The organism is Dactylosporangium sp. NPDC005572 (genome assembly GCF_040605515.1).
Taxonomy (GTDB): Bacteria; Actinomycetota; Actinomycetes; order Mycobacteriales; family Micromonosporaceae; genus Dactylosporangium.
This window is the reverse complement of sequence record NZ_JBEXCY010000204.1, coordinates 1-20,943: the sequence shown is the minus strand read 5'-3', so window position 1 is coordinate 20,943 and position 20,943 is coordinate 1. Positions and strand designations below refer to the sequence as shown.

25 protein-coding genes are annotated in these 20,943 nt (G+C 70.5%); 14 read left to right on the top strand and 11 right to left on the bottom strand.

The window, feature by feature from the left end; all coding sequences use genetic code 11:
- On the bottom strand, positions 1–292 hold a 292-nt coding region (locus tag ABZS66_RS50075; RefSeq protein WP_354770142.1), incomplete at its 3' end, for a hypothetical protein.
- Between the two features lie 94 nt (positions 293–386).
- On the opposite strand from ABZS66_RS50075, the gene ABZS66_RS50070 reads away from it, so the two are divergent.
- Together ABZS66_RS50070 and ABZS66_RS50065 are read left to right on the top strand one after the other, a co-directional pair.
- Positions 387–1,577, top strand: a complete 1,191-nt coding sequence (locus tag ABZS66_RS50070) for a hypothetical protein (RefSeq protein WP_354770141.1) — start codon at positions 387–389, stop codon at positions 1,575–1,577.
- Between the two features lie 221 nt (positions 1,578–1,798).
- Entirely contained in the window at positions 1,799–2,302 is a 504-nt protein-coding gene (locus tag ABZS66_RS50065; protein WP_354770140.1) for a hypothetical protein, read from the top strand.
- An 18-nt stretch (positions 2,303–2,320) separates the two neighbouring features.
- Here the strand turns inward: ABZS66_RS50065 and ABZS66_RS50060 are convergent, their stop codons facing one another.
- Entirely contained in the window at positions 2,321–2,728 is a 408-nt protein-coding gene (locus tag ABZS66_RS50060; RefSeq protein ID WP_354770139.1) for a hypothetical protein, read from the bottom strand.
- Positions 2,729–2,851: 123 nt separating this feature from the next.
- The gene (locus tag ABZS66_RS50055) at positions 2,852–3,484 is read right to left on the bottom strand and encodes a TetR/AcrR family transcriptional regulator C-terminal domain-containing protein (protein ID WP_354770138.1); all 633 of its coding nucleotides are present in this window, start codon (positions 3,482–3,484) and stop codon (positions 2,852–2,854) included.
- A 233-nt stretch (positions 3,485–3,717) separates the two neighbouring features.
- Between ABZS66_RS50055 and ABZS66_RS50050 the strand changes: the two genes are divergently transcribed.
- The gene (locus ABZS66_RS50050; RefSeq protein ID WP_354770137.1) at positions 3,718–4,761 is read left to right on the top strand and encodes a zinc-binding alcohol dehydrogenase family protein; all 1,044 of its coding nucleotides are present in this window, start codon (positions 3,718–3,720) and stop codon (positions 4,759–4,761) included.
- A gap of 176 nt (positions 4,762–4,937) precedes the next feature.
- Positions 4,938–5,237, top strand: a complete 300-nt coding sequence (locus tag ABZS66_RS50045) for a GRAM domain-containing protein (RefSeq protein ID WP_354770136.1) — start codon at positions 4,938–4,940, stop codon at positions 5,235–5,237.
- A 396-nt stretch (positions 5,238–5,633) separates the two neighbouring features.
- On the opposite strand, the gene ABZS66_RS50040 is transcribed toward ABZS66_RS50045, so the two are convergent.
- Positions 5,634–7,781 (bottom strand): transglycosylase domain-containing protein, encoded by a 2,148-nt coding sequence (locus ABZS66_RS50040; protein WP_354770135.1) that lies wholly within the window; start codon positions 7,779–7,781, stop codon positions 5,634–5,636.
- 191 nt (positions 7,782–7,972) lie between these two features.
- Between ABZS66_RS50040 and ABZS66_RS50035 the strand changes: the two genes are divergently transcribed.
- Positions 7,973–8,479 carry a sigma factor gene (locus ABZS66_RS50035; RefSeq protein ID WP_354770134.1) on the top strand — a complete coding sequence of 169 codons (507 nt, stop codon included), beginning with the start codon at positions 7,973–7,975 and terminating at the stop codon, positions 8,477–8,479.
- On the opposite strand, the gene ABZS66_RS50030 is transcribed toward ABZS66_RS50035, so the two are convergent.
- Together ABZS66_RS50030 and ABZS66_RS50025 are read right to left on the bottom strand one after the other, a co-directional pair.
- On the bottom strand, positions 8,385–9,098 hold the full coding sequence (locus ABZS66_RS50030) for a hypothetical protein (RefSeq protein ID WP_354770133.1): 714 nt from the start codon (positions 9,096–9,098) through the stop codon (positions 8,385–8,387). The two genes, ABZS66_RS50035 and ABZS66_RS50030, sit on opposite strands and share 95 nt — an antisense overlap.
- 32 nt (positions 9,099–9,130) lie before the next feature.
- Positions 9,131–10,342, bottom strand: coding sequence for a rhomboid-like protein (locus tag ABZS66_RS50025; RefSeq protein WP_354770132.1), 1,212 nt, complete (start codon positions 10,340–10,342; stop codon positions 9,131–9,133).
- A gap of 186 nt (positions 10,343–10,528) precedes the next feature.
- Between ABZS66_RS50025 and ABZS66_RS50020 the strand changes: the two genes are divergently transcribed.
- The gene (locus ABZS66_RS50020; protein WP_354770131.1) at positions 10,529–12,277 is read left to right on the top strand and encodes a GMC oxidoreductase; all 1,749 of its coding nucleotides are present in this window, start codon (positions 10,529–10,531) and stop codon (positions 12,275–12,277) included.
- A 7-nt stretch (positions 12,278–12,284) separates the two neighbouring features.
- Here the strand turns inward: ABZS66_RS50020 and ABZS66_RS50015 are convergent, their stop codons facing one another.
- The 3 genes from ABZS66_RS50015 to ABZS66_RS50005 form a co-directional block, all read right to left on the bottom strand.
- Positions 12,285–12,950: a DUF998 domain-containing protein gene (locus ABZS66_RS50015; protein WP_354770130.1), complete on the bottom strand. Its 666-nt coding sequence runs from the start codon at positions 12,948–12,950 to the stop codon at positions 12,285–12,287.
- Positions 12,951–13,051: 101 nt separating this feature from the next.
- Positions 13,052–14,329 (bottom strand): DUF6596 domain-containing protein, encoded by a 1,278-nt coding sequence (locus ABZS66_RS50010; RefSeq protein WP_354770129.1) that lies wholly within the window; start codon positions 14,327–14,329, stop codon positions 13,052–13,054.
- Between the two features lie 3 nt (positions 14,330–14,332).
- Positions 14,333–14,683, bottom strand: coding sequence for a YciI family protein (locus ABZS66_RS50005; protein WP_354770143.1), 351 nt, complete (start codon positions 14,681–14,683; stop codon positions 14,333–14,335).
- Between the two features lie 173 nt (positions 14,684–14,856).
- On the opposite strand from ABZS66_RS50005, the gene ABZS66_RS50000 reads away from it, so the two are divergent.
- Both ABZS66_RS50000 and ABZS66_RS49995 read left to right on the top strand, forming a co-directional pair.
- Entirely contained in the window at positions 14,857–15,579 is a 723-nt protein-coding gene (locus tag ABZS66_RS50000) for a class I SAM-dependent methyltransferase (protein WP_354770128.1), read from the top strand.
- Positions 15,580–15,709: 130 nt separating this feature from the next.
- Positions 15,710–16,231 (top strand): DUF4188 domain-containing protein, encoded by a 522-nt coding sequence (locus tag ABZS66_RS49995; RefSeq protein WP_354770127.1) that lies wholly within the window; start codon positions 15,710–15,712, stop codon positions 16,229–16,231.
- Positions 16,232–16,307: 76 nt separating this feature from the next.
- Here ABZS66_RS49995 and ABZS66_RS49990 read toward each other — a convergent pair whose 3' ends face one another.
- The gene (locus ABZS66_RS49990) at positions 16,308–17,054 is read right to left on the bottom strand and encodes an AfsR/SARP family transcriptional regulator (RefSeq protein ID WP_354770126.1); all 747 of its coding nucleotides are present in this window, start codon (positions 17,052–17,054) and stop codon (positions 16,308–16,310) included.
- Between the two features lie 194 nt (positions 17,055–17,248).
- Between ABZS66_RS49990 and ABZS66_RS49985 the strand changes: the two genes are divergently transcribed.
- The 6 genes from ABZS66_RS49985 to ABZS66_RS49960 all read left to right on the top strand — a co-directional run bounded on the left by ABZS66_RS49985 (position 17,249) and on the right by ABZS66_RS49960 (position 20,009).
- Positions 17,249–17,800 (top strand): MauE/DoxX family redox-associated membrane protein, encoded by a 552-nt coding sequence (locus tag ABZS66_RS49985; protein WP_354770125.1) that lies wholly within the window; start codon positions 17,249–17,251, stop codon positions 17,798–17,800.
- Positions 17,797–18,345 carry a hypothetical protein gene (locus tag ABZS66_RS49980; RefSeq protein WP_354770124.1) on the top strand — a complete coding sequence of 183 codons (549 nt, stop codon included), beginning with the start codon at positions 17,797–17,799 and terminating at the stop codon, positions 18,343–18,345. Before ABZS66_RS49985 ends, ABZS66_RS49980 begins: the two co-directional genes overlap by 4 nt.
- Positions 18,342–18,662, top strand: coding sequence for a hypothetical protein (locus tag ABZS66_RS49975; protein WP_354770123.1), 321 nt, complete (start codon positions 18,342–18,344; stop codon positions 18,660–18,662). The genes ABZS66_RS49980 and ABZS66_RS49975 overlap by 4 nt, the downstream gene beginning before the upstream one ends.
- Positions 18,663–18,758: 96 nt before the next feature.
- Positions 18,759–19,316: a hypothetical protein gene (locus tag ABZS66_RS49970; protein WP_354770122.1), complete on the top strand. Its 558-nt coding sequence runs from the start codon at positions 18,759–18,761 to the stop codon at positions 19,314–19,316.
- Positions 19,317–19,327: 11 nt separating this feature from the next.
- Positions 19,328–19,708 carry a hypothetical protein gene (locus ABZS66_RS49965; protein ID WP_354770121.1) on the top strand — a complete coding sequence of 127 codons (381 nt, stop codon included), beginning with the start codon at positions 19,328–19,330 and terminating at the stop codon, positions 19,706–19,708.
- Positions 19,709–19,730: 22 nt separating this feature from the next.
- Positions 19,731–20,009 carry a hypothetical protein gene (locus ABZS66_RS49960; protein WP_354770120.1) on the top strand — a complete coding sequence of 93 codons (279 nt, stop codon included), beginning with the start codon at positions 19,731–19,733 and terminating at the stop codon, positions 20,007–20,009.
- A 96-nt stretch (positions 20,010–20,105) separates the two neighbouring features.
- Here ABZS66_RS49960 and ABZS66_RS49955 read toward each other — a convergent pair.
- Positions 20,106–20,943, bottom strand: an 838-nt coding sequence (locus ABZS66_RS49955) for a DUF6596 domain-containing protein (protein WP_354770119.1), incomplete at its 5' end; no start/stop codon positions are given.

Genomic DNA, 20,943 nt, shown 5'->3' with positions numbered 1-20,943 from the left:
GCTCCCGCTCCTCCCACGTCCGAACCGCGCGGTACGCCACCGGGTCGAGCAGGTATTCCGCCTGCTGGAACGAACGGTCGTCGAAATGATGGACCCAGCCGGTACCGGCCGGCACTGAGGCCAGCAGAGCCCGGCTGACGTCCGGCAGCGGTTCGTCGCTCCAAGCGGCACAGAACGGCGGCTGATCGCTGGCCGACGCCCACAACTCGGGGTCGGCACGGATCGCCCGCACCGGACCGGCATCGAGCGACACGGCGAAGCTCTGCATATCCATACCCACGACATTGAGCACAGCACACCGACGAAGCCGTTCGCGAGCGCCGTCGGGCGGAGACCTGCCGGTCTGCACGCTGGTCGCGAAGCGCGTCCAGCGGCTACGGTCAGGCGTGCCGATCCCACTGCGCTGGCGCCTGGTCGACGAGAGGACCGGCGCCACCCTCACCGACTGCGCGGATATCGATGGGCTCTTCGTCGACCGTGTGTTCCCGCCCGTGCCGCTGTACGAGCGGTACACCCTGTTGAGCTGCCTGCCGTCCGGACGACTTCGCGCCGCGATCGACGGCACGGGGCCGTCCTGGTTCGGCAACTTCGTCATCGAGGGCGCGCACATCCCCGGCCGGCCGGTGGGCGAAAGCTGCGAGCCCGGGTGCAAGGGGTGCTACGACACCATGGAGGAGCTGATCGACGTCCGTGTCATCGGACACCGGCCTGCCGCGGACGGGTCCGGTCTGCTCGACATCGACCTCGAAGGCCATCGCCGCGACGACGAGAACAACTGTGGCGGCACCGTCGCACCGGCCGTCTTCGGCTATCGGCTGATCGCATGGTCGGCAGCGGACGGGTCTCACCACGAGGAGACGCCGGCCGGCGAGTGCGGTGACATCGCGGGTCTGTTCCACGAGCGGCCGGACAGCTGGCCGCCGGGCCCGCCGCTGACCTTGCTGGGCTGCCGTCCCGGGCTCACCGGATCATTCGAGGCCGAGCTGGCGCACGTGCGCGTCGACGGCACGGTCCACAAGATGAGCTGGGGACAACGCGTGTTCGGAAACGTTGTGGCCACCCGCCCATCGACCCTCGGTGACGACCTCGTCGACATCTCCTTGGACGCGCGGATCCCGGAACCGATGGCGGCCAACGACCGCCCACTCTGGGACATGTGGCGCGCCGGCGGCCCGACCGAGCCCAACCTTTGGGCGAAGCACAATCGCAACGATCGCCATCTCTGGGTGCGCGCAGCCGCAGTCCACCGCAGCCACGCTCCGGACAAGCCCGCGGGCACGGTGTACCACCTGGACGGACGCTACATCACCGACTATGACGCCTTCTTCTGCGCGATCGGCGAGGCGATCAACGGCCCCGGCGGCTGGTTCGGCGGCGATCTGTTCTGGCTGCACGAGAATGCCGCCACCGGAGACGGCGGCGCAACCCCAGGTTTCCGCATGATCTGGCACCACTCCGAGGTTGCTCGCACCCACCTGGTCTCCGGCTATGACCGCAAGAGCTGGCTGCCCGCCGTCACCTTCGACGACCTGGTCCGCTACCTCACTGAGGACGGCGTCCAGCTCGAACTACGCTGATCGACGACGCACACTCGGCGCCGAGGAGTTGCTCGACTTCTGCCGCCGGGCCGGCCTGCGCCCGCCGATGTCAAGGTCCGAATGCGAAGCGGCTCTCAAGGGCTACCCGGACCCGCAAGAGGTGTTCGACTTCTTCCTGCATTCGGCAGGGCCGCCGCCATACTCGTCTTCTTGATGCGGCTGAGTAGTGGTTCGTTGTCAGGCTGGGCACAATGACACCCGTGACCGTGCCGGTACCTCGTCAGGCGGAAGAAAGGCTTGTCTGGCTCGACTACGGGCAGTTCAGTCTCAGCGGTAACCTGTCGCTCGAAGCGGACTACATGGCTCTGCTGGAACGGGCTGTTGCCGGCTCGGGTATCGCCGGCGACGAACACGGGCTCGTCGTCATCTCTCCGCACCAGAACAACTTCGAGATGCCGTTCCGTGTGGAGCAGTGGAACGAGCGGCCGCCCGACGATGCGGAGGAATGGGAGGAGGTTCTCGAAGGCAGTCTCCTGGTGGTGGACGGCGTCCTTCACTACTTCAGCCCTACCGATGCGCATGTGACCTTCCAGGTGCCCAGCGGTCGGTACGCCGTGCGCATATCGGGTCGCGGTTTCGTCAATCGTGGCTGGCCCGGCTCGACCACTCCCGGCGATCGTTGGCGTGTCCAACTCTGGCCGGGTGCCGACGGTGTGCCCGAGCGCAGGGTGAAGCGCTGGGGTCCTCCTGGGATCGCCGAGTAGCTCGAACGCTCGTCGCCGCTACTCTTCGCCCGTCGGCAATTCTTCGATCGCAGCCGATCTCGGCGCGAACCATTCACGGACACTCGACCGGGTCAACAACACCAGGTACACCGCCGGCCAGATGCCCTGCGTGACGGCCGCCTGCAAGCCGTGAGCGAACAGGTACACCACCGCCAGGAGCAGCCCGACCCAGCACAGGCCCATCGCGACCAGCCAGGCCCACCGCAGACCCACTTGCAGCGCTCGCGCCAGCCCGACGCACAGCGCCCCGTACAGTGCCAGACCCCACGGCGGCAACATGCCGGTCACGGCGCCTGCCGAGCTCAAGCCGATCAGCGCAGACAGAATGAGCAGCCCGCCGCCGATGTACAGCAAGATCGCCAGCACCGTTACCAGGGGCGGCGGGGCAGCGTGACGTTCGGCCATCGCGGTATTGAACCAGAACGGCCGCAGGCAGACCAGGGCCTAGATCAACGCCGAACCGATGCACGACCTGCGCCTCGTGGCTGTGCGAAGAGCCCGATGTATTGCTGCAGGGCGGATGATCGGTCAGGAGGCGGCTTCGGCTTTGACCGCGGCGCCCGCGATGACCACCTCGAGACAGTCGTGGAACAGGTCGTCCACGGTGCGGCCAGGTCGGAAGTACTCGGTGACCGCGGCCACCACGGTCGGGTGCTGCTCGGTGAACTCGGCCATGTCGAAGTTCTTCAGCGCCTCCGCGTCCGGGCGGGGGGCCTGCTCCTCGAGGACGTGGCCGACCGTGAAGCGCTCGACGGTCAGGACGATCACGCGGGCGTGTCGCAACGGGATGCCGCGCGCCACCAGGGTACTCATGGCCAGTTCGGAGATCGCTGCCATGGTGCGGGAGAGCTGAGCGGCGGAGATGACCCGGGCGCCGTCCGGATGGGCCAGCAGCGCTCGGCGCAGCCGCTCGGCCAGGCCGCTCAGCCACTCCTGCCAGTGTTGATCGGGCTCGGGCGGTGACATGTCGCCGAACTCCTGGTCGAGGATCGCGTCGGCAATCGCGGTGACCAAGGCCGCCTTGTTGGGCACATGCCAGTAGAGGGTCGGCGATTGCACACCGAGCCGCGCGGCGAGCTTGCGGGTCGTCACGCCGTCGAGACCCTCGGCGTCCAGCAGGGCGACGGCCTCGGCGACGATCCGCTGTCGGTCTAACGCCAATTCGGTACCTCCCGTCGGTACTCTATCAGTGCTAGAGTCTCTCTATCACTGATAGAGAGGGAGACGACGATGACGAACAAGCGCTCGTTGGGCGGCCTGCTGCACTGGGCGACCCATCGCATTCCCGGAGTCCCCGCGCATGCCGAGCGGCCGGCCGGACACCAGGGCGCGGCGGTCCACGGCCGCTCGCGGCGCCTCGGCGGCGCCGCGCCTCGCCCTTCGCTGAACGACAGGTGGAACCACTCGCCCGCCCGCTCTCCCCGGTTCATGCCTGCCTGGCAGCGCCGGATCGCGGCGCTCTTCGGCCGGGGGGTCTGATGAAGGCGGCGGTGTTGCACGAGATCGCTGGCATCCCTCGCTACGAGGACTTCCCGGATCCCGTGGCCGGCGACGACGAGGTGGTCATTGACGTGAAGGCGGTCGCGGTCGAGAACGTCGACAAGCGCATTGCGGCCGGCACGCACTACGCGAGCCGGCAGTACATCGCACAGTTGCCGGCGATTCCCGCCTTCGATGGCATCGGCGCACTGCCGGACGGCACCCTCGTCGGGTTCGGCAACCCGCGCCCGCCCTATGGCGCGCTCGCCGAGAGGACCGTGGTGCCGAAGGGCGCCTACATGCCGATCGCGGAGGGTGTCGATCCGGCGATCGCGACCGTGCTGGGCACGGCGATCACCGGCATGTCGATCACGACCGCCGCCGGCTTCGTGCCGGGCGAGACCGTGCTCGTGCAGGGCGCCACCGGGGTGGCGGGGCGGCTCGCGGTGCAGGTGGCCCGGCTGCTCGGCGCGGGAAGGATCGTCGCGACCGGCCGCGACGACGACCAGCTGCGTGAGGTACAAACCCTGGGCGCCGACGCGGTGATCAACACCGCCGTACCGGACGAAGTGCTGAAGCAGGCGTACCTCGATGCCAAAGGGGACGGTTATGACGTCGTGCTGGACTTCCTCTGGGGCCGGCCCACCGAGATTCTGCTGCGATCGCTGGTCCCGCAGTCGTTCGCGTTCCCCAAACCGACCCGGCTGATCCAGGTCGGCGAGTCCGCCGGCGGCGCGCTCGTTCTCGCCGCGGAGAGCCTGCGGACCTCCGGGGTCGAGATCTACGGTGCGGCCAAAGGGCTCACCCCACAGACCATGCATGAGGTGTACAGCCAGGTCGTGGCATGGGCGCAGTCCGGCGAGCTGACCTTCGACGTGGTGAAGGTCCCGCGGAGCGATCTCGAGAGCGCCTGGCAACGCACCGATCTCCGCGGCAGCAGGCTCGTCATCGTGCCGTGACAGGCAGTTCGGCGACGCTGGAACCGCACTGGACGCATCTCGGCGTCGTTTGCGCCGCAGCTTGGTTGATGCCTTCAAGCCGGGTGCAGCCGCCCTCGCGTGGTGAGCGGCGGGACCGCTACCTCGGCCACCGGGTGCGGCTGGCCCCTCGAACGACCAGCGCCGAGAATAGCCGCGTGGGCAACGACGAGGACGTCATCATGCGTGTGCGGGCCAATCTGTGGCGCGGTGCCGAGAGCGTCGGCGGTCACCTGACCTTGACCGACACGCACCTGCACTTTCGGGCGCACGGGCTCAACATCCAGACACAGCCGCTGGACGTTCCGCTCGCCGAGATCGTCTCCATGCGCAAGTACAGCAACCTGCGCATCGTGCCGAACGGCCTCGCAGTGATGACGGCCTCCGGGACCGAGCACCGCTTCGTCGTCGGCGGCCGCAACCACCTGATTGCCGCCATCGAAGCGCTCCAGTCGTAGGCAAGCGTGGGCGCGCCCGGTGCGATGGACCGGCGGCACCAGGAGGGGCGACGAGGGTCGGTTCTCCGATAGCCAGCTGCTGCCGGGCTCGGCCGCTCGATCGCGACGCCGACTGCCCTCGTCAAACACGCCCGACGCGGGGTCCGCGGGTGCGGTCCGCGCAGATTTCCAGGGCAAACCCGCTATCGCTCCGCAACGGGTCCGGGGTTGTCCGGGATGCGCCGAGTGTTCCTGGCCGGCGACCGTGGCGCCAACTCCGTCGCGCGTCCCGCGACCTGCCCGTCCCGCAGCGAGTGAGATGCGTCGCTCACCGCGCCATTGTGCCGACCCCCGTCCAGCCGGCGACGCCCAGTGACCGGCATCCGGCCCTGTCTCGTTCAGGGGTGCGAGACGCGGTCAGCCGCCGAACGCCTTGGCGTGGCTCGGCGCGGTGAAGTTCACCGCGGGCACGCCGGCGAGGGCGCCCTTGAGGGTGTACGCGACCGCGTTGTTGATGACCGGGTGCGACATCGTCTTGTCGGTCTGCGGGTTGTCCGGGTCGGTGACGATGCCGGCGACCGCGAGCTGCTTGGCCATCACGACGAACGTCGCGCTCTTCTCGCTGTCGGTGGTGCCGGTCTTGCCGGCGACGGGCCGGTCGACCTGGCCGTGGACGCCGGCGGCCGTACCGCCGGCGGGGCAGGCGTTGAACGCGGACTGGTCGCCGACCGGGCAGCGGGCCATGTCCACGGCGGCGCGGGCCACGTCCGGGTCGACGACCTGCTTGCACTGCGGGCTGCCGGCGTCGATCTTGTTGCCGTCGAGGTCCCGGATCTCGACGATCGGGGTCGGGGCGCAGTACTTGCCGTCGGCGGCCAGCGTGGCATAGGCGTTGGCGAGGTCCAGCGGGGTCGTGTCCGACACGCCCAGCGTGAAGGCGCCCCACAGGTGGGCGTCGGCGGCCAGCTCAGCGTCGTTCGGGGACCGGAACTGGATGCCCAGCCGCTGCGCCACGTCGACCACCTTCTCGGCGCCGACCTTCTGCTGCAGCGGCACGAAGTACGTGTTCAGCGACATGCCGAAGCTCTGCCACATGTTGAAGTCCCCGGCCTGGTCACCCGAGTTCTTCGGGCAGTAGTGCGCCCCGTTGCAGGCGGTGGGGCTGCCGGGGTCGACCGGATAGTCGGACACGAACTGTTTCTGGACGTTCTCGGTGTGCGACAGCGGCAGGCCCGCCTCCAGCGCGGCGACCGCGGAGAAGATCTTGAACGACGATCCGGCCTGGTAGCCGGGGACCTCCGGGCCGCCGGTGATGAGCGGTACCGTTGTGTTGGGATAGTTGCCCTTCTGTCCCTTCTTCGCCGGGTTGGTGCTGGGCCCGTTGTCGGTCTGGTCGTTGCTGAAGTTGCGGTTCGTCGCGAGGGCCTGCACCCGCCCGGTGCCCGGCTCGATCGCGGCGAGCATGACCGCCTCGGAGTCGCCGATCTTGACGGAGTCGCCGGCGCCCGGCTGGTTCTGGGCGTACTTGAACGCGGCAGCCTGGGCCTGCACGCTCATCGAGCTGACGATGGTGTAGCCGCCGGAGCGCAGCTTGTTCTGCCGCTCGTACGCGTCGGCGCCGAACGCGGGCTGCTCGAGCCACCACCGGCGCAGGTAGTCACACATGAAGCCGGCGCCGAGGTCGGCGCGCTGGACGGCCTCGCAGCCCTCGGGGGTCCGCCGGCCGACGATCGTGAGCTCGGTGGCTGCCGCCTCGTCGGCCTGCTGCCTGGTGATGTAGCCCATCGTCACCATCTGGGCGAGCACGTACTTCTGCCGCTCCAGCGCGCGCGGCAGGCCCTCGGCCGTGGCCGGGTCGTTGGTCGTCGGCGCCTTCACCAGGCCGGCGATCAGCGCCGCCTCCGGCAGCGTGAGGTCCTTCGGGTCCTTGCCGAAGTAGACCTGCGACGCGGCGAAGATGCCGTACGCGCCGTGGCCGAATGACGAGATGTTGAGGTACCGCTCCAGGATCTGCTCCTTGGAGAGCTTCTTCTCCAGCGCGACCGCGAGCTTCATCTCCCGCACCTTGCGGGCCGGCGTCTTGTCGGTGGCCTCGACGACCTCCTGCGGCGTGCGCGCGGAGTAGGCGGAGACCTGCCGCACGTACTGCATCGTCAGCGTCGAGGCGCCCTGCTGATCGCCGCCGTTCTGGTTGTTCACGAACGCGCGGGCCACACCCTTCAGGTCCACGCCGTGGTGCTGGTAGAACCGCGTGTCCTCGGCGGCCACGATCGCCTGCGCCATGACCGGCGCGACGTCGGTGATCGGCACGTCCCGCCGGTTCTCGTCGTACATCATCGCCAGCAGCGTCCTGCCGTCGCTGGCGTAGATGTACGAGATCTGCGGCGACGGCAGTACGTCGAGGTCCGTCGGCATGCCCTCGAAGGTGTCGGCGCCGGACTTGGCGGCCAGGCCCGACACGGCGAGCGCCGGGAGCAGCGCGGCGGCCACCACCACGCCGGCGACCAGTCCACAGATCAGCAGAGACGAAACGGCGGACAGCACGCCGTTGCCACGCAAACGCATACATTTACCCCAGGGTTTCGCTGGCTTCGCAGTCTCAAACCCTTCAAGTCGTACCCAACGTGACGCTTTCCGACACGTGACACTTTGCACACGGACCGGCAGCAACCATCCATTGTGGACCGGCCCGGCGACCGCCGGCCGGCGCGTGGCCGCGATGCAACAGATCGGGGGTGCGGCTTCGTGAAGGTGATGTGCGACGAGAGCCACTGAGCTTCGAGGAGTTCCTGGCCGCCCGCCTGCCGGCGTTGACCCGCTACGCGACGGCGCTGGCCGGTGACCCGGGCACCGGGGCCGACGTGCTGCAGGACGTCCTGGTCAAGGTGCAGCCGCGGTGGTCGCGCATCGTTTCGCTGGACGCGCCCGAGTCCTACGTACGCTGGATGGTGATCAACGAGCTGATCTCGGCACGCCGGCGGATCGTCGCCCGGGTGCGGCGGCTGACCCGGCCCGAGGCCACCGTGTTCCCGCAGATCGCCGGCGGCCCCGGCGGCGGCCGGCTGCAGACATGTCGTGGTACGGCACCCGGTAGGTCCGGTTCTTCATCGGGGCCAGCAGGCCGAACGCCGCGCGCACCCTTGGCAGGATCGCCCGCGTCCCGGCACGTTACCCGGATCGTGCCGCCGGCCGTGCCGATCGCCGCCGGGGCGCCGTTCCACGTGCTGCCACGGCGGTGGCCGTGGCAGCGACCACGCCGGTGACCGTGCCGATCAGGTGTTCGCGCGACGCCAGGCTCACGACGAGCCCGAGCTCGACCAGGTGGTAGGCGACCAGCGCGACCACCAGCCAGTCGACCCGGCAGGTCACCGCCGTGAACGCCAGCAGCGTCACCACCGCCGCCGACGGGCCGGCGTCGCGCAGGTGCGTGAAGCTGTGCGCGAGGCCGAGCGGCGGTCCGGCAAGGAGCCACATCGGTGCGGAGAGGGTGGCGAGGGTGTGCCCGAGCATGGCGACCGTGAGCGTGCGGCACGCGCCGAGCACGGCCTGGCTCAGCGAGAACACGACGAGCACCTGGAGTACCGCGAACCAGAACGGCAGCAGCGCGGCCGGCGCGAACATCGACAGCGGCAGCCGGACAAGGGTGACCGGCAGCGGATCGCCGGGGTGCGTGACGGCGTGCTGCATCACGAAGGCGTGACCGGGCCCGGTCCGCGCGGCCACCGCCAGCGCGACCACCAGCAGCGCGGCGGCGGGACCCGTCCACAGGCGGTCGAACCGCCGCTGCAGTACCGCGGTCACCGCCGGCCCGAACAGGGCGTCGCACTGATCGCCCAACCGGGTGAGCAACCTGGCCGGCATGCTCTGGACGTCGCTCGTCACCAGACTCTGCTACCCCGCCGCGCGCCCGCCTATCACCGGCCGGGAACCTCGACCGGCGTGCCACCCGCGCCGGCGAGCACGGCGGTGCAGCGCGGCAGGCCGGCCGGGTCGGTCGGGTCGGTGAGGAGCACGAGCACGGCGTGGCCCGGCGGCACAGCACGCACGCTGCGGACCACGACCGTGTCGGACAGGCCGGCATCGTGCAGGCCGGCGACGGCCGCGACGAGGACCGCGCCGACGACCAGGCCGGTCAGCGGTACAGCGGCGACCGTGCCGAGCACCACGCCCCACGCCGCCCCCACCAGCGCGCCGTCGAGCACCCCGAGGTCGCGCGTCTCGCGCTCGTGGATGCGGTACGCCCGCTCGGGTGAGCGGTCGGACCAGGCGACGACGGCATCGGCGAGGCGGAGCTGCCGATGCTCCTGCAGGTGCAGGACCGCGACCAGCCCGGAGCGGGCCTCGGCCTCCGTGTCGAACGCGAACACCGTCGCCCGGTCGGCCCGCAGCACGCGGGGCAGGCGCAACCTGCCCGCCAGCGGGCGGTGACGCATCTGCCATCCTGCGAGCAGGCCGATGAGCGTGGCCAGCAGGTGGCCGAGGTCGGTGAACGTGCGCCCGAGCAGCAGCGGCAGCCCGACGAACACCAGCTCCAGCGGGATGAGGACCCGCCGGGCCCGGGCCGGGAAGCTGAACGCGAGCGCGCCGCCGACGGCGTGGGCGCCGTAGCTCGTCCCGACGTCGCTGACGTTGGCGATCGCCCGTTGGAGCCAGTCGTACCGCAGGCCGGCCTGCAGTACCGCGAACACCAGGCAGCTGGCGATCACATGGGTCAGGAAGAACACCTCGATGAGCCGGCGGCGCCCCCACAGCAGCTCCGCGACGCTCGTGAGCAGCAGCAGCGACGCCACCGCGGTGGGCTGGACGCCGTTGCCGAGGACGAAGGCGCTCGTCAGCAGGGTCCAGAACCGGTGCTGTTCGAGGTTGGCGACGTTCGTGGAGTTCGCGGCGACAACCCGGTCCCGCGTGTGCGGATCCGCGACACTGTCGAGGACGACGCCGATGACGACGATGCTCAGCACGTACAGCGGGGCGAGCCGCAGCCCCGCCACCGCGCCCAGCAGGACCCTGGCCCGGTCGGGCCAGCGAGGCGCCGCGGCGAGCGCGTCGGCCAGGTCACCGCCCGGCAGGTACGAGGCTGACACCAGGCCCGGCCGGTCCTCGTGCAGCCGCTTGCGCCGGATCACGGCACGGGCGGGTACCCGGCGCCGCGGCTGGCAAACCCCTCCGCCGCGGGCCAGCAGCCCCCGGTCGCTTGATCGGGTGAGCGCCCACGCCGCGGCGTATCCACAGCGGTCGGTCGCCGGACACGTGGCCGCAACACTCCGCTGACAATCCGCTGCCAGGCTGTCGCGGTGTTCGAGGTGCGGTTCGTGACCGAGGTCCACCCGCCGGACGAGTCCGTGGTGCTGCGCACCGCCGACGACGGCTGGATCGCCGACCATCCCGGGGTCTTCACCGACGGCGCGTGGACGTTCGCGCTCGCCGACCGGCCCGGCCCGCTCGTCTTCAAGTTCGTGCTCGACGGGACCACCTGGATGGCCGGCGCCGACCTCGTGGTGCAGCCGGTCCCGGGCGGGCGGTACGACTTCACCGACGCGGCGGTGACGTTCGCGCCGGAGCCCGCGGTGGTCACCGAGAACGGCCGGGTGCAGCAGCTGCTGTTCCCGCCCGCGCACGACGAGGACCACGTCTACGACGTGATCGTGGTCGGCTCGGGCATGGGCGGCGGGCTGCTCGCCGACGAGCTCGCGGACGCCGGCGCGGACGTGCTGGTGCTGGAGGCGGGCTCCCTGCTGTTCCCCACCCACGTGGCGAACCTGCCGCGCCGGCTGCGGATCGGACAGTTCGACAAGAACGTGTGGGGGCTGTTCGGCGACTTCAGCTTCGCCAACTACGTCAACGCGCCGGGCTCGTTCTTCGGCGGGGCGCAGGCGTTCAACCTCGGCGGGCGCTCGGTGTTCTGGGGCGGGCTGATCCCGCGGATGGGCGCGTGGGAGCTGGTGGGCTGGCCGGCGGCGGTCGCGGAGTACCTCACCACCACCGGCTACCGCCTCGCCGAGGACGCGCTCAACCGCAACGGGCCGCTCGGCTCGCCGTTCCAGGAGCAGACCAAGCGGCGCCTCGCCGAGCTGCTGCCGGACTTCGACCACCTGGACGCGCCGGTGGCGGTGCAGTACCAGGGGTACACCCCGCTGTCCGTGCCCGGCGGCATGTTCTCCACCGCGGACCTGCTCAGCGAGGACCGGCTGGCGGTCGACGGCGGCGCCCGCCGGCCCACCGTGAACCTCAACCACGCCGTGCAGCGGGTGCTCCTGGACGGCGCCCGCGCCACCGGCGTCGTCTGCTACGACCTGCTCGGCCGCCGGCAGCGCAGCTACCGGGCGGACACGGTGGTGCTGAGCGCCGGCACGATCGAGTCGGCGAAGATCGCGCTGCAGTCGGGGCTCGCCGACCCCGCGGGGATGATCGGGCGTGGCATCACCGACCACCCGATCATGTTCACCCACTTCTCACTGCCGGCCGGATCGCCGTCCGCCGCCACGCAGGCCTCGGCGAAGGTGTGGTCCCGGCACCGCGCCACCAGCCCGGACAACCATCCGTACAACGTCGTGGTGGAGCTCGGCGCCGACTTCAACCAGGGCCGCTACATCGACCCGGACAACCTGCGCCGGCATCGGCAGGCCAAGGCCGACGCCACCCTGGGCGAGATCGTGTTCCTGTTCAACGCGCCGCTGGTGGAGACCAACCTGGTCCAGCTGGACGGGCCGCCGGACCGGCCGGTGCGGGTGGACGTCCAGCCGTACCCGCTGCCGGCCGCGCTCGTCGAGGAGGTACGCGGCGTCGCCGCCACGGTGCTGGCCGGGCTGGGCGCCGAGGAGGTGGACGGCGAGAACCTCGACCTGGCGACCGCGAAGCTCGGCGGGGTGGCGCATGAGGTCGGCACGCTGCGCATGGGCGCCGACGGCACGTCGGTGGTGGACGCCGACCTGCGCTTCCACGCGTACGAGAACCTGTTCGCGTGCGACAACTCGGTGTTCCCGAGCTCACCGGCGGCGAACCCGACGCTGACCCTGGCGGCGCTGAGCCTGCGCCTGGCCCGGCACCTCACCACAGGCTGACGCGGCGTCATTCCCGTTCGCGGCGAATCCGGCAGGACAGGGCGACCAGCCAACTCGAGATGACCACTGCACCGGCGGCGAAGCGCACGCTGGCGCTCTCCTCGTTCCAGGGCAGCGCGGTGAGGATGAAGGCGGCGAGGCTGCTGACGCAGCTGTAGGCCGCCCACCCGCGGTGCCCCTGCCCGGCGAACCGCCGGGCGAACACGAGGCCGGCCGCGATCAACGACAGGAAGGCCATGGCGCCGAAGACGGTGTGTACCACGCTGTTCACGCTTGGCTCCACGGGCAGCCCCGCGGGAGCGCCGGGCGGCCAGCCGAGCGCGGGATCCGGCGTGAAGATCCCGCCGCCGATCATGGCGACGCCGTAGACCCCGACCAGGATCGGACCCGCCGTGCCGGCCCGGCTGAACCTCAGCGCCTGCCGGAGCCCTAGCGCGCAGGCACCGGCCAGCAGGCCCGTGACCACGAAGTTCATCACCTGCACCCAGCCGAGGCCACCCAGGGTGAGCGCGCTCAGTGCGTGCCGGCGTAGCTCGAACCCGGGGCGGGCGAAGGCCTGCGCGAACGAGACGCCGATGAACACGACGCCGGCGACCGCACCACAGGTGATCAGGCGCGTGGTGCGGCGGTTGTCGGGCGTCGTCTCGCTGCGGGCGGACGTGGGGACGGCCATGGCACCGGTTCCTTCCCAGGCAGTTGAAGCGGAGGCGGTTCGCCTACCGCACAACTACGAACAGGGCACCCGGGGATGGACGTCAGGCTCGAACATTCCTTTCACCGTTGTGGCTGGTTCTCGATTGCCTGCAGTTTGCGGTGCAGGTTGCGGCGCTCGGGCTCGGTGCCGGCCACGGCGAGTGCCTCCCGGTAGGCTGCCGACGCCTCGGAGAACCGGCCGAGCTCCCGTAGCAGGTCCCCTCGCGCGGCCAGGTAAGGGTGGTAGCCACGCAGCAGCGGCTCGCCGGACAGTTCGGTGAGCAGTGCCAGGCCGGCCTCCGGTCCGTCGCGCATCGCCACCGCTGCGGCCCGGTTGAGCGCGACGATCGGCGACGGTACGAGAGCGAGCAGCACGTCGTAGAGCGCCACGATCTGCGGCCAGTCAGTGGTCGCGACGTCCGCCGCCTCGGCGTGGAGCGCGGCGATCGCGGCCTGTACCCCGTACGGCCCGGGCGGACCGCCGGTCAGCGCGACGAGCACCAGGCTCCGGCCCTCCTCGATCATCGTGCGGTCCCAGCGGCTGCGGTCCTGGTCGTCGAGCAGCACGATCTCGCCGTCGGAATCGGTCCGGACGGCGCGCCGTGCGTGGACCAGGAGCATCTGCGCGAGCAGCCCGGCGACCTCACGTTCGGCGGGCAGCAGCCGGCGCAGGATCCGCGCCAGCCGGATGGCCTCCTCGGCAAGTTCGAGGCGCTGGAGTTGCGGGCCCGAAGTGGCCGCGTAACCCTCGGTGTAGATCGAGTAGACAACCTGGAGCACGCCCGGCAGCCGCTGGGGTAGCTGATCGGGGCTCGGCACGCGGAACGGGATACGCGCCTCGCGGATCTTCTTCTTCGCCCGCACGATCCGCTTGGCCATCGTCGCGGGCGGGACGAGAAAGGCCCGCGCGACCTGGTGCGTCGTCAGGCCGGCGAGGCAGCGCAGGGTCAGTGCCGTCCGGTCCTCGGCGGCAAGCGCCGGGTGGGCGCAGGTGAAGAACAGTTGCAGCCGCTCGTCGGGCAGGTCGCTGTCGGCATCCGCGGGTGGGGCGGGATCGGCCCGGTCCGCCTCTACCTGCAGGACGGCAAGCCGGGCGGCATAGACCCGGTCCCGGCGCAGCCGGTCGACAGCCTTACGCCGCGCGGTCGTCATCAGCCACGCCCCGGGCCTGGGTGGAACGCCGTCGACCGGCCAGTGCACCAGAGCCGCCTCGATCGCGTCGGAGGTGACCTCCTCGGCGAGGTCGAGGTCACCGAAGCGGCCGACGAGGGCGGCCAGCAGCCGGCCACGTTCCTCGCGGAAGACTTCTTCGACGAGGGACTGGACACCGGTCGGCTCGCCTGCCGCGCTCCCGGCCATCCGTCAGACCTCGAACTCCGCAACAGGTCGCACCACGACCGACCCGCCGCCACGCGCGCCGGGACAGCGGGCGGCCCAGTCGAGCGCCACATCGAGATCCGGCACGTCGATGACGTAGTAGCCACCGAGGATCTCGCGCGTCTCGGCGAACGGCCCATCGGTGATGATCCGGTCACCCGCCGGCCCGACTCGAACCGTCGTGGCAGTCGTCAGGTCCGCCAACGAGTGCCCGGAGACCCAGATCCCCGCATCCCGCACCGCCTTGTCATAGCTCACCCAGGCCTCGAAGAGACCCTCATCGGTACCTCCGGCCTCACCGGCAACGTCGGATGCCGCGGCATGGATCAGCAGCATATACTTCACGGCAAATCTCCCTAATATCCATGATGTTCCGGTTTGCCCGCGAGCGTGCGGCCCGCGCCATGACTACGAACGCGACTCGGCCAGATGGACACACCGAGAAGGTTTTCACGCCGGCCGTCGGTAATCCGTTGCGCGGATCGAACTCCCCATGGCTGACTTCACGAATGGCTCTGGACTTCGCCGCAGCGTACGACGAGCTGAACCCGGACGACGATGACCATCGCTTCTATGCCGCGCTGGCGGACGAGCTCGGCGCTACTCGCGTGATCGACCTCGGATGCGGGACCGGAACGCTGACCCGGCTGCTCGCCTCACGAGGTCGCGCAGCGGTGGGCATCGATCCGGACCCGAAGATGCTGCACGTGGCCAGGCAACGGCACGGGGGCGCGGATATCGATTGGCGGCTCGGGTACAGCGACCGTGCCGACTCCAACTCCGCGGACTTCGCGGTGATGTCCGGTCACGCAGCGCAGGTGTTCCGCGACGACGACACATGGTCGCGCGCACTGCAGGACCTGCACCGCGCCCTGGTCCCGGGCGGGACATTGACCTTCGAATCCCGCAATCCAGCCGCGCGAGCGTGGGAACGATGGACACGGAAGGCGACGCTGCGCACGCTGGACACCCCTGCGGGCCCCGTCGAGTTCTGGCATGAGACGGCCTGGGTGTCGCTGCCGCTCGTCGCCTACGACACCCTCACGCACAACCTGCACACCGGTGAAACGTCATCGGACCGCGACATCCTCGCCTTCCGCGACGGGCCCGCCCTGATCCTGTCGCTCGAGACGGCGGGCTTTTCGGTGTCGCACCAGTACGGCGACTGGGAAAGAACGCCGCCACTCCCGGACTCACGCGAGATCATCCTCGTCGCCAGCCGGCTCGCATAACTGGGGGCCGGTGGAAGCGCGAACCGCGCTGTGTGGATGCCTGCCGCCGTGTTCAGTCGACGTCAAGTGCCTATTCAGTACCTTTGACTAGCCTCGGTCTCATCGCACATCAAGCCAAGGAGCGCCTGCGATGCCTACCCGCGTCAATCGGCAGACCGTCGACCTGTCATCCTATCCGGACCTCGTGGTCGTCTATCTGGGCATGCGGGTCAACCGGCTCTACGGCCTGCGAACGCTGATGGGCTACGGCCCGCAGATCGGCCGGTCCGCGACCGACAAGCCTGAAGGCCTGCTGCAGCACGAGTCGCTGCTGTGGTCGCTCTTCCCCATGCACGTCGGCATCCGCCAGTACTGGCGGGACCTGCCTTCGCTCCTGTCGTGGGCACGCTCTGAACCGCACCGGCTGTGGTGGCGCAACTTCCTGCGCGACAGCGGCGGCACCGGCTTCTGGCATGAGACCTACCTGAAGCAGGGTGGAATGGAGGCGGTGTATGACGACATCCCGAAACAGCGGGGCTTCGCCGCCTTCGCACCCGTGCAACCGGCACGCGGGCACATGTTCGGGTCGGCCGCGCGGGTCGGGCGTCCTGAGGACACCATCGCACCGGTCGTCAGCGAGGAAGAGCTTTACACGCAGGACTCCAGCCGCTGAGTCAACCGGTTGAGGACCGGGCGTAGCGTGCCGTTGCCGGTCGAGGGCGCAGGACGGCGTGGGGGAGCGTCCTGCGTCAGGTCGACTGGCGGGTCAGCAGGCGGTCCCGCAGGCGCAGCAGGTCCGCGCTCGGGTCGACGCCCAGCTCGTCGGCGAGATGGCGGTGCAGTCGCCGGTACACCGTGTGGGCGTCGACCTGGCGCCCGCTGCGGTGCAGCGCGAGTATCAGCTGGCCGTGCAGCCGTTCGCGGGCCGGGAACTCGGCGCAGAGCTGCAGCAGGTCGCCGACTATCTGCTTGTGCCGGCCCGTATCCAGCTCCAGGTCGAAGCACTCCTCGGACGCGCTGAGCTGAAGCTCGGCGAGCCACGCCGCGCTCGCGGCGACGCTCTGGCTGTCGAGGTCCTCGAGGACCGGCCCGCGCCACATCGCGAGCGCGACCCGGTAGTGGACGGTCGCCTCCTCCGCGCGGCCGGCGGTGGTCGCCAGGCGGGCCGTGTTGACCCGTTCGACGAAGACGCGGGCATCGAGCTCGTCGTGGCCGATGCTGAGCTGGTAGCCGCCCGGCCGGGTCTCGAGGATCTCCGGCCGCGCGCCGGCGCGCAGGAAGCGGCGGCGCAGCCCGGCGACACAGTTCTGCACCTGCTTGCGCGCCGTGGCTGGAGGGTTGGCGTCCCATACCGCGCCGACGAGGCGGTCGAGTGAGCTGCGTCCCCCGGCGGCGAGGAGCAGTGCAGCGAGGATCTTCCGTTCCCTGGTGCCTGGCACGTTGATGCGCCGACCCGAGGCGAAGACCTCGAGCGGGCCGAGGATGGCGAATTTCACGAACTTCTCCTCCGGCCACGGAGGCGCCGATCGAGCCCCCGCTCGACCCCCGTGACACCCTCTGTCATCGATCGTGCTGGATCACGGCCGGGACGTCAACGCTTCGCGGCGAGGACAAGACGATGACAGTGCGATGACGACGCGGTGACGCTCCGACTCATGATGGTCACCACACCTGCCGGAAGGTCAGACCTATGGCGTTGTCGTCGCACGAAGTCCTGCTCCTGGCCGTCAACAGCGTGGTCGCGGCAAGCCTGGTGCACGCGGGGTTGAGCAAGCTCGCCGTGCCGGGGCCGCTGCGGCAGGCGCTCGCCGAGCTGCGGGTCCCGGCGCCGCTCACGACCGTGGCCGCCGTTCGAGCGTACGCCGTCGCCGAGTGCCTCGCCGGGTTGGCGCTCCTCGCCGACCCCACCCGGGCGGCCGGCGGTGTGCTCGTCGCGGGCGTGGGTCTCGCGGTCGCCGCGCTCGGTGTGCTCGGGATCATCCGCGGCAGCGTCACCCCGTGCGGCTGCTTCGGCAACCGGGACAGCCGGCCGCTCGGGCTCACGAACGTCGCGATCGGCCTCGGGTTCGCCGTCGCCGGCGCGCTGAGCCTGGCCGGCGGCGCGGCGGACCTGACGCCCGAGGCCCCCGTCGGCGCGCCCGCCCTGCTCGGCGGCGCGGGCGCGATGCTCCTGCTCTGCCTGTACGTCAGCCGCGGCTGGGCCTGGCCGCTCATCCGTCCACGGAGGGGAACGTCACTGTGATCCTGTTCCTGAGCGTCGTCGTGTTCCTGCTCGCGGCCGCCGTCGTCGTGGTGTTCGCGATGCTCGGCGAGCTGGCGTCCCGGGTGCCGGCGCCCGACGACGACGGCCGTCGCCGCATCGAGTCGATCGACACCGCCAAGGCCGGGCACCGCCCCTCGTACTGGCCGGCCGCGCTCGCCCACGTGGCCGACCAGGAGTACGCGCTCGTGTTGGTGCTCAGCTCGACCTGCTCCAGCTGCGAGACGATCGCCGGCCAGGTGCGCACGATGCTCGACCGCGGACCGGCGAACCTCGCCGTGATCGTCGCCTGCCCGGCCCGGGAGCGGGGCGAGCACTTCGCCGCCGTGCACGGCATCGATCGCCACGACGCGTTGTTCGTCGACGAGGACGGCGCGTGGGTGAAGCGCGAGTTCGCCGTCGACACGAGCCCCGCAGCGCTGTTGTTCCGCAACGGGACCCTGCAGTCGGCGCTGTTGTTCTGGGATCTGCCCGCCGTGCTGAACGCGGTGGGTTCGTTGAGTACCGCCGATCAGGAGGTGGCATGAAACAGACCATCATGAAGATGCGGACCGGACGCCGCAAGGTGCTCGCGGGCGTCGGGGCCAGCGGGCTCGCGGCCGCCGCCGCGGTCTTCGGCAGCAGTACTCCGGCACACGCGGCGAACTGGGCGTGCTGCACGCTCGTGTTCGTCCCGCCGAACGTCTCGTACTCGAGCTGCACCGCCGGGCCGCACTACGTGTGGCAGTGCACGTTCGGCACGGTCGGACCGGTGTACCGGTACAACTGCTGCGAGAAGAAGAACTCGAGCGGCACGATCATCGGATCGGCCACGAAGTACACCTGCATCTCCAACTGCGGGTGACCTGTGAGCACCGTCGTCATCGCGTTCGCGCTGCTCGGCGCGATCCTGCAGATGCAGAGTCCTTGAGGCACGTCGATGGCCGGGGTCGCCGGCCCGATGTTGCGGCATGACCGGGCCGGTGCGGTCCGCTTCATGCTGGGCCTGCTCGTCGGTGGACTCGTCGGCTCGCTCGTGCTGGCGGTCCCGGTGTACCTGCTGGGCAGGCTCGTCGAGGAACTGCTGTCCGGACCGGTGCGCGCGGTGGTCTTCGCCGTGGTCGTCCTGGTGTTCGGGGTGGTGGATCTGACGTTGCGGACACCGCACGTGCAGCGGCAGGTGCCGCAGTCGCTCGTGCGGACCATGCAGCCCGGCGCGCTCGGGCTGGTCTGGGGCGTCGACCTCGCGATGCTGTTCACGACGCAGAAGACGACCTCGTTCGGCTGGGTCGCCCTCGCCGGTCTGGTCCTGGTGGCCCCGGGTCTCGCGCCCGTCGTCCTGGTCATGGCGTGGACCGCGGCGTGGCTCGCGATGGTGTACCTGACGATCCGTCGACCGACCCTGTCCTCGATCGGTGAGGAGCGACTGCCATGGGAGAAGCTGGTCAGCATCATCCGTCGGGTGTCCGGCACCGCACTGATCGCCGCGGCGCTGGTGAGCGGCTGGCTGATGATCTGACGGCCGGCCGGGTGCTCAACGCCGAACCGGGCAGCGGTCAGGTGGTCATCACCCGCTTCGAGTGTCCAAACCTTGCCGTTCTGGTGTACCTGCTGGTGCTGCACGTTCGCATCAAGCGGGCCGTCCACCGCCACGCCCCGGCGCTCATCGCCGCGCGCGTGGTTGTGCAGTGGCGGCGGCGCACCATGCTCAGCATCTCGCTCTGGCCGGACCTGGACAGCATCTTCGCCATGGGTTCGGTCCGGCGGCACGTCATCGGCTCACGGGTCCCGGGCCGGCTCGGCGTACGCACCAGCAGCGGGATCTTCACGTTCACCGGCGACTGGCGGAGGGTCATGTTCGGTTCGCCGAGCGCCCCGCACGATCCGCTGCAGCCGTTGAATCCGACCTGAAAGCCTGCTCGGAAGGAGCGTCATGGCAATACCCACCGATCGCGGCCACGTGATCCTCACGAAGGACGCCGCCGGCGCGACCACCGTCATGGTGGGCACGTCGCTGACGGACGGCAACGTGCAGAACGTCTATGCCCGCCACGTCGGCGTCGGCAACCTCAGGGTGCACCCCGGCGTGCGCCTCGCCGCCGGCAAGCACGGCCAGCACAGCCTTGACGTGGTCGAGGTGTTCGTCGGCGCCGACGACAGCGTGCACATCCGGCGTACCGAGGCGAGCGACGACCTGCGCGCCAACGGCTGACCGGCGCGGTGCCGCAACGTCGCGGCACCCACGCCGGTGACGAGGGGTCCCCTGTTCCGCGGCTCGCGGTAGGAGGGGACCCCGCTGCAACGTCCGTCAACGGAGTCTTGCGGCCCGCGACTCCAGATAGCGCTGCTCGGGCAGGCTGAGGGTCAGCCGCGCCGCCTGCCGGTAGTGCGCCCGCGCCCCGTCCAGGTCACCGGCCATCTCCAGCAGGTGGGCGCGGACCGCGGCGGTGCGGTGATGACGGGCCAGCACCGGATCCCCGGCCAGCTCGTCCAGGGCGGCGAGCCCGGCGGCCGGGCCGTCGACCATGGCACGGGCCACGACCCGGTTCAGGGTGACCATCGGGCTGGGCGCGAGCGCGTGCAGCATTCCGTACAGGATCAGGATCTGCGGCCAGTCGGTGTCCTCGGGCCGCGCTGCCTCGTCGTGCACCGCCGCGATCGCGGCCTGCAGTTGAAACGGCCCGATCGGGGCCCGCGACAGGGCACGCGTGAGGATCGCCACGCCCTCGGTGACCGCCGCCGCGTCCCATCGCCCGCGGTCCTGTTCGGCGAGCGGGATCAGCGCCCCGCCCGGCCCGGTACGCGCGGGCCGGCGGGCGTCGGTCAGCAGCATCAACGCCAGCAGCCCGGCCACCTCGCCGTCCTCCGGCAACCGCCGGTGCAGCTGACGGGTCAGCCGGATCGCCTCCCGGGTCAGCTCCACCCGGTGCAGCTGCTCGCCGGAGCTCGCGGTGTAGCCTTCGTTGAAGATCAGATACAGCACGTGGCGCACCGCGCCGAGACGTTCGCCGAGCTCGTCCGGCGCGGGCATCTCGAACCGCGTACCGGTATCGCGGATCCGCTGCTTGGCCCGGCTGATCCGCTGGCCCACCGTGGCCTCCGGCAGCAGCAGGGCCCGGGCGATCTCCGCGGTGGTGAGCCCGCCG